Annotated in this window: 9 protein-coding genes; 1 reads left to right on the top strand and 8 read right to left on the bottom strand. The window is 68.3% G+C overall.

Annotation, left to right across the window (positions count from 1 at the left end; all coding sequences use genetic code 11):
* The first annotated feature begins 10 nt into the window (after nt 1-10).
* Nucleotides 11-1,456, top strand: coding sequence for an FAD-dependent monooxygenase (locus ACJEIK_RS11835; RefSeq protein WP_409431513.1), 1,446 nt, complete (start codon nt 11-13; stop codon nt 1,454-1,456).
* Here ACJEIK_RS11835 and ACJEIK_RS11830 read toward each other — a convergent pair.
* The 8 genes from ACJEIK_RS11830 to ACJEIK_RS11795 all read right to left on the bottom strand — a co-directional run bounded on the left by ACJEIK_RS11830 (nt 1,437) and on the right by ACJEIK_RS11795 (nt 13,674).
* Nucleotides 1,437-3,929, bottom strand: coding sequence for a [protein-PII] uridylyltransferase (locus ACJEIK_RS11830; protein WP_409431512.1), 2,493 nt, complete (start codon nt 3,927-3,929; stop codon nt 1,437-1,439). The two genes, ACJEIK_RS11835 and ACJEIK_RS11830, sit on opposite strands and share 20 nt — an antisense overlap.
* A gap of 23 nt (nt 3,930-3,952) precedes the next feature.
* On the bottom strand, nt 3,953-4,291 hold the full coding sequence (locus ACJEIK_RS11825; protein ID WP_020103781.1) for a P-II family nitrogen regulator: 339 nt from the start codon (nt 4,289-4,291) through the stop codon (nt 3,953-3,955).
* A gap of 60 nt (nt 4,292-4,351) precedes the next feature.
* On the bottom strand, nt 4,352-5,671 hold the full coding sequence (locus tag ACJEIK_RS11820) for an ammonium transporter (RefSeq protein ID WP_409431511.1): 1,320 nt from the start codon (nt 5,669-5,671) through the stop codon (nt 4,352-4,354).
* A 250-nt stretch (nt 5,672-5,921) separates the two neighbouring features.
* The gene (gene ftsY / locus ACJEIK_RS11815) at nt 5,922-7,277 is read right to left on the bottom strand and encodes a signal recognition particle-docking protein FtsY (protein WP_409431510.1); all 1,356 of its coding nucleotides are present in this window, start codon (nt 7,275-7,277) and stop codon (nt 5,922-5,924) included.
* A 99-nt stretch (nt 7,278-7,376) separates the two neighbouring features.
* A complete protein-coding gene (locus ACJEIK_RS11810; protein ID WP_064860439.1) occupies nt 7,377-9,272 on the bottom strand; it encodes an HNH endonuclease signature motif containing protein in 1,896 nt (631 codons plus the stop codon).
* An 83-nt stretch (nt 9,273-9,355) separates the two neighbouring features.
* Complete coding sequence (smc, locus tag ACJEIK_RS11805) at nt 9,356-12,943, bottom strand: chromosome segregation protein SMC (RefSeq protein ID WP_064860440.1); 3,588 nt, start codon at nt 12,941-12,943, stop codon at nt 9,356-9,358.
* A 51-nt stretch (nt 12,944-12,994) separates the two neighbouring features.
* On the bottom strand, nt 12,995-13,273 hold the full coding sequence (locus tag ACJEIK_RS11800) for an acylphosphatase (RefSeq protein ID WP_061001521.1): 279 nt from the start codon (nt 13,271-13,273) through the stop codon (nt 12,995-12,997).
* Nucleotides 13,270-13,674 (bottom strand): OsmC family protein, encoded by a 405-nt coding sequence (locus ACJEIK_RS11795; RefSeq protein WP_064860441.1) that lies wholly within the window; start codon nt 13,672-13,674, stop codon nt 13,270-13,272. The genes ACJEIK_RS11800 and ACJEIK_RS11795 overlap by 4 nt, the downstream gene beginning before the upstream one ends.
* Nucleotides 13,675-13,753 lie beyond the last annotated feature (79 nt).

Raw genomic sequence — 13,753 nt, 5'->3', positions numbered from 1 at the left:
GGAGCCTGAGATGACCACCTTGAACAGCACGGACGTCGTCGTAGTCGGCGCCGGACCGACGGGCCTGACACTGGCGTGCGAGCTGGCCATGCGCGGCGTCGCGGTCCAATTGCTCGAACGGCGCCGCGACATCCCGAACATCACCCGGGCGTTCGGCGTGCATGCGCGGACGCTGGAACTGCTGGACGCCCGCGGTATGGCCGACGAACTCGTGCAGCGCGGGCTGCCCGTCCAGAGCGTGAGCCCCGTGCCGGGGGCGACGATCAACCTGCAGGACCTGCCCACCCGCTACCCCATGGTCCTGATGGCACCGCAGAGCCTGACCGAACGCGTCCTGACCGCACGCGCCATCGAACTCGGAGTCGAAATCCGTTACGGCGCAGAGGTTGCCGGTCTGACGCAGGACCGCGACGGCGTCACCGTGCGACTCGCGGACCAGAGCACGGTTCGGGCCGGTTACCTCGTCGGCTGCGACGGTGCACACAGCGCGGTGCGCACGATGCTGGGCATCGGGTTCGCCGGCAAGCAGTACCAGACCCACATCCTGCTGGCCGATGTGCAGCTGGCGAACCCGCCGGCCGACGGACTGGCCGCTGCGACCAGTCCCGACGGCGTGGTGCTGCTGGTCCCGTTCGGCGACGGCTGGTTCCGCGCCATCGCATGGGACCGGACCCGTGAAGACGTGCCACTGAGCCAGCCGGTACCTCTTTCAGAGATCAGGGACTCCCTGAACCTGATCGCGAAAACGGACTTCGGTATGGGCGAGATGCGCTGGAGTACCCGGTTCCTGTCCGAGCGGCGACAGGCCGACCGCTACCGCGTCGGGCGCTGCTTCATCGCCGGGGACGCGGCCCACGTGCACTCGCCTCTTGGTGCGCAAGGCATGAATACCGGAATCCAGGACGCGATGAACCTGGGCTGGAAGCTGGCGTCGGCCGTCAAGGGCACCGCACCGGCCTGGCTCCTGGACAGCTACCAGCGCGAACGCCATGCCGTGGGCGCAAAGGTGCTCAAGCTCACCGATGCGTTCAATCAACTGGTGCTGGGCCGCAGCCTCCCGCGGCGACTGTTGCGCCGCATCGCGATCACCGCCCTGTTGAGCACCGGGCCGACCAGGCGCGCCATGGGAGGCCGCCTCAGCGGAATCGCCATCGGTTATCCGCGCAAGCGCGGCGATCACCGATTGGTCGGGCAACGGATGCCCGACGTCGCGTGCGGAGGCACCCGGGTCTATGAACTGCTGCGCGACGGCCGCTTCCTCCTGCTGACCAAGGGCGGCCCGACACTCGACCGGACGGACGTCAACTGCGCCGTCACGGACGATGACCAACTGCCGCCCGCGGTGCTGATCCGGCCCGACGGCTATGTCGCGTGGGCCGGCGAGGCGGCCGACGTCCGCGCCGCCGTCCGGGTTTGGTGCGGCAGCGCCGAACTCGCTAACTCACCTCGGCAGTGATCACCGCGGGCTTGGCCGGCACGGGCGCAGGCAACACCGCGTACAGATCCTGTTCGAACGCGGTCCGGGCCTCGGCGGCCGTGAAGTCCTCCGGAACCACCAGTCCGAATGCGTCGACGACAGTGGCGCCCAGCGTCGTCACCTTCGCCCAGGCGATGTCCACGCTCTTGCGCTCGATCACAGCAGCCAGGCGGGCGAGCAGGCCCGGCCGGTCGGCGCTGCGGATCTGTACGACCAACTCATCGTCCGAGGATCCCTCGAACCACCGCACGCGGGGAGGCGCGATCGTGTGGTAGCCGGGCACCGCTGCGGGAATCTCGCCGGCCCGCCGGGTCGGCGCCGGAGTTTCCTCGTCCCGCTGCTCGAGCGCGGCGATCACGTCGAGATCGCCGTCGAGCGCCAGGATGAACTGCTGACGCAGCAGTTCGGCGGCCGGCGGCGAACCGAAGTGCGGCGACACCACGAACGTGTTGATCGCCAGCCCTTCGTGGCTGTTGACCGACGCCGAATGCACCCGCAGCGAGTGCAGGGCGAGCACCCCGGCGGCCTTCGACAGCAGGCCGCGGCGGTCCGGGGCGAGCATCGTGACGTTGAACAGGTGCGCACTGTCCGCCGCCGTGAGCTCCACATGGACACCGCTCTGGTTGGCACGCGAAAGCAGTTGCGGATCAATGGGATCGGGGTGCGGCAGGTCCTCCCCCGCCATCATCATCCGGCACCGCCGGACCAGATCGCCGATCAGCGAGGCCTTCCAGTCACCCCACACACCGGGGCCGGTGGCGAGCGAATCCGCCTCGGCCAGCGCGTGCAGCAGCTCCAGCAGCTGCCCGTCGCCGCCCAGTGCGTCGACCACCGCGGCAATGGTGTTGGGGTCCTGCAGGTCTCGACGGGTCGCCGTCTCCGGCAGCAGCAGGTGGTAGCGCACCATCTTGACCAGCACCTCGATATCGGCCGGCCACAGGCCCAGCCGGACGCCGATCTGATTGGCCAGTTCGGCGCCGATCACACTGTGATCGCCGCCCCGGCCCTTGCCGATGTCGTGCAGCAGCGCACCCAGCACCAGCAGGTCGGGCCGGTCCACGCGGGTGGTGAAAGCGCTTGCCCGGGAGACGGTTTCGATCAGATGCCGGTCGACGGTCCAGATGTGCACAACGTCGCGTGGCGGCAGGTCGCGGATCGCGCCCCACTCGGGGAACAGCCGGCCCCACAGCCCGGTCCGGTCGAGGGCCTCCACGGTGGACACCGCGCCCGGCCCCGCCGCCAGCATCACCAGCAGGTCGTTGAGCGCTTCCTTCGGCCAGGGTGCCCGCAATTCGGGCGCCGACTCGGCGAGCCGCGCCAACGTCGACGCCGCGATGGGCAGGCCGTTGGTGGCCGCCGCGGCGGCCACTCGCAGGATCAGGCCGGGGTCGCGCTGCGGCTTGGCGTCACGGGCCAGGATGACCTCGCCACCGAACTCGAGTACGCCTTCGTCCAGCGGTCGCCGCACGGGACGTTTGAGCGCCGCAAAGCCTCTGCGCGGCAGGGCATTCCCCGCGGTACGCACGCCGGCGTCCACGTAGAAGCTGATGGTGCGGGCGGCATCGCTGATCATGCGCGCGAGATCGAAGCGGTCACCGATACCCAGTGCGGAGCCCACCTCGTCGGCGTACTGGGCCAGCACCATCTCGCGGCCCTTGTGGGAGACGCGATGGAGCTCGGTGCGAACGTTGAGCAACGCCAGGTGGGCGTCGCCCAGGGTGCCGATGGGTGAAGCCACGGAACGACTCGGGTAGACGTCGGCCAGCTGCGCCATGGCCAATGCGTTGAGCAGCTGCACATCCCGCAGACCGCCGCGGCCGTTCTTGAGGTCCGGCTCCGCGCGGTGCGCGATCTGACCGGAACGTTCCCACCGCGCCGCGGCGTGTTCGATCAATTCGGTGAAGCGGGAGGTGATCCCGGTCCGCCACTGCCGCCTGGCACCGCCGACCAGGAGCGACGACAGATCCGAATCGCCGGCGATGTGCCGGGCGTCGAGCATGGCCAGCCCGGCAGAGACGTCGCCGGCCGCAGTCTTGAGCGCCTGCGGCACCGTCCGGACACTGTGGTCGAGGTGAATGTTGGCGTCCCACAACGGGTACCACAGCGCCTCGGCGACCTCGGTGACGACGTCCTGTGGCAGGTCGTCATGCAACAGCATCAAATCCAGGTCTGAGTACGGCAGCATCTCGCGCCGTCCGAGACCACCGGTGGCCACGATGGAGAAGCCACTGGTCTCGGTGATGCCGATCTCGGTTGCCTTTGCGGCAAGCCAGAATTCGTACAGATCGACCAGCGCCTCGCGCAACGCCACCGAATCGAGGCGGCGCGCGCCACCGGTGAGCAACTGCTCGACAGCAGCGCTCAGGTCGCTCGCCGGACGGGTCGATCCCGCTGCCGAAGCAGGCGAAGCCGAAGTATCGTCGGCTCCGGCAGCGGAATCTGGTGTCTGCATTGTCATCTGGTGGTCAGCCGACGTCAGATGGCGTCGCTGCCCCGCTCACCCGTGCGGACGCGCACCACGGTTTCGACAGAGGTGACCCACACCTTGCCGTCGCCGATCTTGCCCGTCCGCGCGGCCTGCACGATGACATCCACGACCTTGTCGACCGACGCGTCGTCGACGATGACCTCGACCCGCACCTTGGGCACGAAGTCCACCGAGTACTCAGCACCGCGGTAAACCTCGGTGTGGCCCTTCTGGCGGCCGTAGCCCTGCACCTCGCTGACGGTCATCCCGAGGATTCCCATTTGCTCCAGACCGGTCTTGACGTCTTCGAGCGTGAACGGCTTGACGATCGCCGTGATCAACTTCATTTGATCAATTCCTTCCAAATAACCGCGGTACCCGTGGATGTCACCGTAAATCCTTCCCGATCACGCGAATTCATAAGCGGTTTCCGCGTGTTCGGCCTCGTCGATACCGTTGGCCTCGTCCTCGCGGTCGAGGCGCAGGCCGATGGTGTACTTGACGATCAAGGCCAAGATAGCGGTACCGATCGCCGAGTACGCAAGCACCGCGAACGCGCCGACGGCCTGACGCCACAGCTGATCGAACCCACCGCCGTAGAACAGACCCGCGACAGCGGCCGGCGCCTCCTTGGTGGCCACCAGGCCGACCATCAGGGTGCCGAACAGACCACCGACCAGGTGCACGCCCACCACGTCGAGCGCGTCGTCGAAGCCCAGCTTGAACTTCAGGCCGACCGCGAGCGCACAGACCACGCCGGCGCCCGCGCCGATCGCCAGCGCACCGATGACATTGACCGACGAGCAGGACGGGGTGATGGCCACCAGGCCGGCCACGATGCCCGATGCCGCGCCGAGGGAGGTGGCGTGACCGTCACGAATCTTTTCCGTCAGCAGCCAGAACAGCATCGCGGCGGCGGTAGCCACGGTGGTGGTGATGAACGTCGACGCGGCGACACCGTCAGAGGTCAGTGCCGAGCCGGCGTTGAAGCCGTACCAACCGAACCACAGCAGACCGGCGCCCAGCATGACGAACGGCAGGTTGTGCGGCCGCATCGGAGTGGTGGGCCAGCCCGAGCGCTTGCCCAGGATGATGGCCAGCACCAGGCCCGCCGTACCGGAGTTGATGTGCACCGCGGTACCACCGGCGAAGTCGATTGCCTTGAGCTGGTTGGCGATCCAGCCACCGTGCGTGGCAGTGATGCCGTCGAAGGCGAACACCCAGTGCGCGACCGGGAAATAGACGAAAGTGGCCCACAAGCCGGCGAACAGCAGCCAGCCGCCGAACTTGAGGCGGTCGGCGACCGCGCCCGAGATCAGGGCGACGGTGATGATGGCGAACATCAACTGGAACGCCACGAACACCAACTGCGGAATGGTCCCGGCGAGCGGAATCTGCACCGCCGCAGTGGTTCCCGCGGGCAGGTGCGCAACGAGCGAGTTGCCGCCGATCAGGCCCTTCAATCCCCAGTACTGCGTGGGATCCCCGACGAAGCTCCACTTGTCGTTGCCGAACGCCATCGAGTAGCCGTACAGCACCCACAACACCGTGACGACACCCATGGCGCTGATGCTCATCATGATCATGTTGAGCACGCCCTTACGGCGCACCATGCCGCCGTAGAAGAACGCCAGACCCGGTGTCATCAACAGCACGAGCGCTGAACTCACCAGCATCCATGCGGTATCACCGGTGTCCGGCGTGCCCAAGATAGGGAATCCATCCACTGGCCGCTTCCTCCTTAACCCATGTCACAGGCAGATGCCGATGACCTAGGCCAGAACTTTGCGCATCGGTTGTTTCGCCGACGGCGCGCGGGCGTTTCACGTATGTGAACGGATCGACCAGTTACGTTTCGGCGCGGTTAATGCCCTCTTCGTCGGCCGTCGGGCCCGTTGTGAGCAGTCGTTAAAACCCCCTACTTCGGTCGAAATAGGGGGTTTTAACCGTGTTCACGGCTGTCCGGGAGGCGCTCACTTACCCCAGGAGTGCGTCGACGAAGGCTGCGGGCTCGAACGGCGCCAGATCGTCCGGCCCCTCGCCGAGGCCGACGAGCTTGACCGGCACGCCGAGCTCCTGCTGCACCCGGAACACGATGCCGCCCTTCGCGGTGCCGTCGAGCTTGGTGAGCACCACGCCGGTGATGTCGACGACCTCAGCGAAGACCCGGGCCTGCGGCAGGCTGTTCTGACCGATGGTGGCGTCGAGCACCAGCAGCACCTCGTCGACCTTGGCGCGCTTCTCGACGACGCGCTTGACCTTGCCCAGCTCGTCCATCAGACCGGTCTTGGTGTGCAGCCGGCCCGCCGTGTCCACCACGACGACGTCAGCGCCCGCTGCGATGCCCGTGTCGACGGCGTCGAACGCCACGGAAGCCGGGTCCGCGCCCTCGGGGCCACGCACGGTGTCGGCACCGACGCGAGCGCCCCAGCTCTGCAACTGATCGGCCGCGGCGGCGCGGAAGGTGTCGGCCGCGCCGAGCACTACGCGACGGCCATCAGCGACCAGCACTCGGGCCAGCTTGCCGACGGTGGTGGTCTTGCCGGCGCCGTTGACGCCGACGACCAACAGCACAGACGGCTTGTCGGCGTGCGGCAGCGCCTTGATGGACCGGTCCAGATCGGTCCGCAGCTCCTTGATCAGCACCTCACGCACCACGGCGCGGACGTCGGCCTCGGTGCGCACATTGGCCTCGGCCATGCGGCTGCGCAGCGCGGTGACGATCGATTCGGTGGCGACAGGCCCCAGGTCGGCGATCAGCAGGGTGTCTTCGATGGACTCCCAGGAGTCCTCGTCGAGGTCGCCGCCACCCAGCAGGCCCAGCATGCTTCGGCCCAGCGTGGTCTGCGACTTGGCCAGGCGGCCACGCAGGCGCTCCAGCCGGCCCGCGGTCGGCGCGATCTCGTCGCGCGGGGCAACCTCGAGCTCAGGCTCCGGTTCGGGCGCTGCCTTCGGTTCGGGCTCGGGCTCTGCCTCCGGTTCTGGCGCAACGGTCGGCTCCGGCTCGGCAACCACTTCCGGCTGCTCGGCGACCACTTCCGGCTCGGCCACGACCTCCGGCTCGGGCAGCTGGACATCGGCGATGGTGCGTTTGCGCGAGTCCCGCGGAATCTCGGCGTCGTCCCCGACGGTCGGCAGTTTCTCTGCGGTGTCCGAACTACTGAACGTGATGCCTGATGACGCCGTGTAGCCGCCGGAACGGTCCAGCTTCGGAGTCTCCTCCGGCGCCGACAGCGAAATCCTGCTGCGCCGGTAGCGGACGAATCCGACCACCAGAGCGGTGACAACGAGAACAGCGACGATCGCTATCGCGATCCAGAGACCTTCCGACACCGTGCCATTCTGTCAGCCGCACCAAGTTCTGCCGCGCGTGGCAGACGTCCCGCGGGGTGGTGCGATCGGCTCCAGAGCGACATCGATCGGTCCGGGCGCTCACTGCGGTGGTGGGATGTCGCTTTCAGTGGGCGGGTGTTGTTGGGTCGATGCCGGCATCTCATCGGCCAGGCCGGGGGCTTCCCGTTCTTCTCGTTCTTTGCGTTGGCGGACGAAGGCTTCCCGGGCGGCCTCTAGTGCGTCGATGTCGGCTTGGTTGAGGGCGCGTTCGTAGGTGATCTGCTGGGCCTGTTCTTGTGCGCGGGTGCGGCGGCGGATGGGCATCATGAGGTTCCGGCCGGGGGCCGTTGCGGTGTCCAGATCGGTGGTATCTGGTGGCGGATTGGGCAGTGGTGTGTCGGTGATCGTGCGGGGGAACAGGATTCGGCTTTCGGGCACGCTGATGTAGGTGTGGCCGGTCGGTGCGGTCCACACGATGGTCCCGTCGGGTTGTTGACGGTCCTGCCACCCGCCGGGCCCGCCGTAGAACGTTTTGAGTAGGTGGTGTTTGCGGCATTTGGGGTTCAGGTTGCCCGGATGGGTGGGCCCGGCCGGCCACGGCACCGTGTGGTCGATATCGGAGGCGGTGGCCGGATGATCACAGCCCGGGAACATGCACGTCATCGCCCGCATCCGCACGAACTCATCCATCGCGACCGACGGGCGGTACCGCGGCACCTCATCCAAATCAGTGGCGGAGGCGACGGTGCGGACTTTCGCGCCCCGGGCCACCAGATCCGCCAGCACCGCCGGCGGCACCACGCCGCCGCCCAGGACGTAGCCGACGGGTGTGCGCACCGGCGCGGGAACCCGCGCAGGCGCCAGTGCGGGCGAGGGCGCCGACGCAGGGCTGTGCGCGGTCGTGGCAGCTGGCGCCGACGTGGCCACGACGTCGCCGGCCGGTTCGGCTGCCGGAGGCGCCGGGGTGTCGGTGGACGCCGCATCGGTCGCAGCCGCCGGGTCGGACATCGGCATGGGTGTCGGCGCCGGCGCCGGGTCGTTCGCCAGCTCGGGTTCGGGTGCGAAGTCCGGCTCGGCCACAGCCTCGGGCGTGAAGACCGGCTCAGGCGCAGGCGGGGCCGGCGTGGGCACCGACGGCGCAGCCGGATCCCCGCTAAGCAGGGGATCCGCCACCGGCACCGGCAGCGCATTGGTGAGCACATGAATCATCACCGCCGTGGCCCGGGCGTCGGGTCCGGCCGCCGGGCAGTCGGGATTACCGCATTGGCAGGCCAGCCGGTCCCCGCGGGCGGCGAGGACGCCCAGGGCGTCGGCGCGGCGCTGCCCGAACGTCCGCGGATCCTGGTCGCACACCTGCCGGGCCATCTCGGTCAGCACCCGATCCAACAGTTCGGCATCAGTAGCCAGGAGTGCACCCCAGATGGAGGCCACCCCGGTCTCATCGTCCGGTTTGCCCACCCCGATTCCGCGGCGGCGGGCTGCTGAGCGCACCTTCAATACCGCGGCGGGGTCGAACTTCTGCACCCAACCGTCGATCTTCTTTTCGATCTTCTTGCGGGACAACCCCGCCCACTCCGACAGTGCTCCGGCCAGAGCGGCGTCGATCACGGCCAAGGTGTTGGGATCCTCCACCAAACGCGTGCGCCAGCAGATCGCCCCCACCGTCCGCGCCGACACCCCACCATCGGCGAACACCGCCGCCACCTTCGGCAACCGGAACCGCAACGCCACCGCGATCGACAATTGCCCCGAGGCTTCACGCTTCCCGAGACCCAGGGCCGCGCCGACTTCAGCGACCGCAGCATCCCAACCATCACAGGCCCACCATTGCCGGCCCTCCTGATCATCGACCCGCAACATCACCAGATCGGCGATGGCCGTCAGCCGGCCCGCAGCGCACTGGTTTTCCACCCGCGCAAAATGCGTCATCAAGTCGACCACGCCGACATCGTGGACCAGCACACCGCCGACCCCGATACCCGAATGTTCGAACATGTGTTCGATTATGCCATCAGGGTCCGACACGCGCCACAAAAATGTCGAGTCGGCGACTGAACCTCGAGCCGCCGACAACCGCCCTAGGACGGGCTGGAGACCAACTCCTGGCCGCGCATGCGCTGCGAGATGACCTGCGTGATGCCGTCGCCCTGCATGGTGACGCCGTAGAGCGCGTCGGCGACCTCCATGGTCGGCTTCTGGTGCGTGATGACGATCAGCTGCGACTTCTCCCGCAGCTGCTCGAACAGACTGATCAGGCGACGCAGGTTCACGTCGTCCAGCGCGGCCTCGACCTCGTCCATGACGTAGAAGGGTGACGGCCGGGCCCGGAAGATCGCCACCAGCATGGCCACCGCGGTCAGTGACTTCTCGCCGCCCGACAGCAGCGACAACCGCTTGACCTTCTTGCCCGGCGGCCGGGCCTCGACCTCGATGCCGGTGGTGAGCATGTCGCCGGGGTTGGTCAGCAGCAGCCGGCCCTCGCCGCCAGGGAACAGCGTTTGGAACACCTGACTGAACTCGGCCTCCACGTCGGCGTAAGCCTCGGTGAACACCCGCAGGATGCGCTCGTCGACGTCGGCGATGACGTCCATCAGGTCCTTACGGGCACCCTTGACGTCCTCCAGCTGCGTCGACAGGAAGTTGTAGCGTTCCTCGAGCGCGGCAAACTCCTCCAGCGCCAAGGGATTCACCCGGCCGAGCTCGGCCAGTTCCTTCTCGGCCTTCTTCGCGCGACGCTCCTGCGTGGGCCGGTCGAATGCCATCGGCGTGGGCGCGCTGACCTGTTCGCCGCGTTCCTTGGCCTGCTCGTACTCGGCCATCTCGAGTTCGGTCGGCGGCAGCGGCACGTCTGGTCCGTATTCGGCGACCAGGTCTGCAACCGCCATACCGAACTGCTCCAGCGCCTGCTGCTCGAGCTGCTCGATACGAAGGGCCGCTTGGGCTTTCGCGACCTCGTCGCGGTGCAACGCCTCGGTCAGCGCCGCGGCGCGGGCACTGAGTTCGGAAACTTCCGCCCTGACCCGCGTCAATCCCTCGGAGCGCTGAGCCCGCTCGGTGGCCAGCGTGTCGCGCCTACGTGCCGCGAGAGCCACTGTGGCAGCGAGCTTTTCGGCAACCAGCCGACCGGAGTCGGCGACGGCGGCCGCGACCTTTGCCGCGTTCTCCCGGGCTTCGCGGGCACGCGCCGCCCGTACCCGGGCCTCACGCTCGGCGGCCGCGGCCCGGCGCAATGAATCTGCCCGTCCGCGAACGGCATTCGCACGTTCCTCAGCGGTACGCACCGCGAGCCGGGCCTCGACCTCGACGGCACGCGCCTCTTCGGCGGCTGCCGTCGTCTCGGAGCGGTCGACGAACTCGACGTCGAACATCGGCTCCTGCTGCGCGTTGTGGAACCGGTCCTCCAGCTCGGCCAGCTCGGCCAGAGTGCGGCCGCGACCGGCTTCCAGCTCGTCGCGCTGGGCCATCAGCTGCTGCCATTCGGCATCGGCCGTCCGGGCCTCCTGACCCAACCGCGCCAACTGCTCATAGACGGACGAGATGGTGGCGTCCGATTCGTGTAGCGCGGCCAGCGCGTGTTCGACGGCATCGCGACGCGCGGACTGTTCGGCCAGCGCACCCGCCAACGCGGCACCGAATTCACTGGTCTGACGCTCGGCGTCGATCAGCGCGGCGCGGGCCTTCTCGATCTCCGAGGTGATCTCCAAGGCGCTCGGCTTGCGATCAGATCCGCCGCTGACCCAGCCGGCGCCGACCAGATCACCGTCAGCCGTCACCGCACGCAGTTCCGGACGCGCAGCCACAAGCTCCAGCGCCGCAGGCAGATCAGCGACCACCGCGACCCGCGCCAGCATGGCGTGCATCGCGCCCGAGAGCCGGGCCGGCACGTCGACCAGGTCCAGCGCCCATTGCGCAGTGGACGGCAAACCCCCACGCGGCGAGGAGGATTCAACCGGCCAGTCGCCGAGCACAATGGCGGCACGACCGCCGTCGCCCTTTTTGAGCGCGTCCACCGCGGCGCGTGCGGCATCGAAACTCTCGGCCGCGAGCGCGTCGGCGGCGGCGCCCAGCACCGCTGCGATGGCCGCCTCATGGCCCGGCTGCACCCGGACCAGTTCGGCCACCGAGCCGAAAAGCCCTGAGCCGTCATGGTTTTTCTGCAACCACGCCGACCCGTCTTTGAGGTCGAGGGTCACCGACAGGGCATCGATGCGAGCCCGCAGGGAAGCGACCTGCTTCTCGACAGCACGCTCGGCCGCCTGCAGCTCGTCGACGCGCTGGTCGGCCTGACGCATGGCCGCGATGGTCCGATCGTGGTGCTCATCGAGCCCGTACTCGCCGGCATCCAGCTCACCGACCTTGCTCTGCACGAGTTCGAACTCGGCGTTGGCCTGCTCGACCCGGGCGGCTGCCTCTTCGATGCTGCCGGCCAGGCGCAGCACCCTCTCGTCGATCGATTCGATGCGGGTACGCATGGTGTCGACCTGTCCCGACAACCGCGCGAGTCCTTCGCGCCGGTCCGCTTCGGCACGGGCCGCGGCCATCTGGGCGCGTTCGGCGTCGGCCGCCGCACGTTCGCATTCGGCCAGCGCGCCGCGAGCGGCCTCGAGCCGGGTCCGCGATTCGGCGAGTTCGGCGAGCAGCTGTTCCTCGTGCTCGGCGATGGCCTCGGCCTCGGCCTCCAGTGCGTCGGGGTCCGGCCCGGTCGACACCTCCGGCTCGGAGTCCAGCAGGTTGGTGCGTTCTGTGGCGATCCGCACGGTGGCGCTGACCCGCTCGGCGAGCGCCGACAGCCGGAACCAGGTCTGTTGCGCGGCCTCGGCGCGGCCGGACAGGCCCGATACCGCCGCTTCGTGGCCGGCCAGTTCGGCCGACGCGGCTTCGAGGCGCTCGGCCACCTCACCGTGCTCGCGCCGCAGCGCGGTCTCGGTCTGGTTGGTGTCGTCGAACTCGGCCTGTCGGGTCACCAGGTCGTCGGCGGCCAGGCGCAGCCGGGCATCGCGCAGATCGGCCTGGATGGTCTGCGCGCGACGCGCCATCTCGGCCTGCCGGCCCAGCGGCTTGAGCTGACGGCGCAGTTCGGTGGTCAGGTCGGTCAGGCGGGCCAGGTTGGCCTGCATGGCGTCGAGCTTGCGGACCGCCTTCTCCTTGCGCCGACGGTGCTTGAGCACACCGGCGGCCTCCTCGATGAAGGCGCGACGGTCCTCGGGGCGCGATTCCAGGATTTCCGAGAGCTTGCCCTGGCCGACGATGACGTGCATCTCGCGGCCGATACCGGAGTCGGACAGCAGTTCCTGCACATCCATGAGCCGGCAACTGCTGCCGTTGATCTCGTACTCGCTGGCGCCGTCGCGGAACACCCGGCGGGTGATCGACACCTCGGAGTATTCGATCGGCAGGGCGTTGTCCGAGTTGTCGATGGTCAGCGTCACCTCGGCCCGGCCCAGCGGCGCCCGCGACGACGTGCCGGCAAAGATGACGTCTTCCATCTTGCCGCCCCGCAGGGTCTTGGCGCCCTGCTCGCCCATGACCCAGGTCAGGGCGTCGACGACGTTGGATTTGCCCGAACCGTTCGGCCCCACCACGCACGTGATACCGGGTTCGAAGCGAAGAGTCGTCGGCGACGCGAAGGACTTGAAGCCCTTCAGCGTCAGACTCTTCAGATGCATGGGGTGAAACCCTACCGTCGCGCCGGTTAAATGCCGGGGACCCCTGGGCTTCTAACGCTCGGAAAAACCGTCGATCGGGTCACCTGCGGCGGCCCAGTCGTCGACGACGGTCGTCACCGTGCCCGGGGTGGTGCCGCTGCGCAGGAGTGCCAGCAGCTGCTCGCAGTCGGCGCGCGGGCCCTGTGCCACGACGTGCACCCGGCCGTCCGGCTTGTTGCTGGCGTAACCGGTGAGGCCCAACTCGAGTGCCCTGGCGCGGGTCCACCAGCGGAACCCGACCCCTTGCACCTGACCGTGCACCCAGGCCGACAGCCGGACTGCCTCGGTCACTCAGCGAACCCGAAGGTGACCTCGGTGCCCGCCTTCAAGGTGCGGCCCACCGTGCAGACCTTGTCGATGGCCCGCTCGACGACGATCTTGAGGCGCTTGACCTCATCCTCGGACAGGCTCGAGAGGTCCAACTCCATGGACTCCTGCAGCAGCGGGTAGACCTCGTTCTCGCGGTCGGGCGGCCCCGATACCCGGATGGTCGTCTTGTAGTCCTCGCCGAGTCGGCTCCGCAGCGGCGCATCGCTGCTCATGCCGCTGCAGGCCGCCAGTGCGATCTTGAGCAATTCACCCGGGGTGAAGACACCCTCGACGTCCTCGGACCCGACGAGGACCTCGGCCCCTCGCGAGCTGTGCCCGGTGTAGCGGCGCACCCCAGTCCGTTCGACCCACAGTTCCGTCATGGCACATTTGTACCGCGCCGCCGCTCAATGTCCGGCGGGAACCCTGCTGGGCCCCAGGTAAAGTCATGAATTCACGCAA

Origin of the sequence: Mycobacterium sp. SMC-16, assembly GCF_046250085.1 — a bacterium.
Classification (GTDB): Bacteria; Actinomycetota; Actinomycetes; order Mycobacteriales; family Mycobacteriaceae; genus Mycobacterium; species Mycobacterium phocaicum.
The sequence above is the reverse complement of the archived record's forward strand: the minus strand, read 5'-3'. Positions and strand labels throughout refer to the sequence as shown.

Bases quoted from the DNA above. Each gene is read 5' to 3' on its own strand.
- smc (WP_064860440.1), bottom strand. From the start codon at position 12,943: ATGCATCTGAAGAGTCTGACGCTGAAGGGCTTCAAGTCCTTCGCGTCG.
- ACJEIK_RS11810 (WP_064860439.1), bottom strand. From the start codon at position 9,272: ATGTTCGAACATTCGGGTATCGGGGTCGGCGGTGTGCTGGTCCACGAT.
- ACJEIK_RS11835 (WP_409431513.1), top strand. From the start codon at position 11: ATGACCACCTTGAACAGCACGGACGTCGTCGTAGTCGGCGCCGGACCG.
- ACJEIK_RS11795 (WP_064860441.1), bottom strand. From the start codon at position 13,674: ATGACGGAACTGTGGGTCGAACGGACTGGGGTGCGCCGCTACACCGGG.
- ACJEIK_RS11825 (WP_020103781.1), bottom strand. From the start codon at position 4,291: ATGAAGTTGATCACGGCGATCGTCAAGCCGTTCACGCTCGAAGACGTC.
- ACJEIK_RS11830 (WP_409431512.1), bottom strand. From the start codon at position 3,929: ATGCAGACACCAGATTCCGCTGCCGGAGCCGACGATACTTCGGCTTCG.